Here is a 240-nt window from a genome sequence, read left to right on the forward strand (position 1 = left end):
TCACGGCACCTGCCGCGAACGCCCCTCGGACACCCTGCAGGGCGGGCGCCCGGGCGCCGCTCATCACCAGCAGCACGGCGCCGCTCACCAGCGTCCCCAGGCCGGCCAGCAGCGTCGGCTCGGGCAGTCGGGCGGCCACCCAGGAGCCGACCGGGACGGTGCAGGCGGCCGCCCCGACCAACGGGAGCATCGCGGCCAGCCGCACCTGCCGCCAGCTGCCGGCGAGCCCGACCGCACTGA

Annotated in this window: 1 protein-coding gene; it reads right to left on the reverse strand. The window is 78.3% G+C overall.

Annotated features, from left to right (window positions below; translation table 11 throughout):
- A partial coding sequence (locus tag UK12_RS42860; RefSeq protein ID WP_045307436.1) for a hypothetical protein occupies positions 1–240 on the reverse strand: 240 nt, incomplete at both ends.

Origin of the sequence: Saccharothrix sp. ST-888, assembly GCF_000955975.1 — a bacterium.
Taxonomy (GTDB): Bacteria; Actinomycetota; Actinomycetes; order Streptomycetales; family Streptomycetaceae; genus Kitasatospora.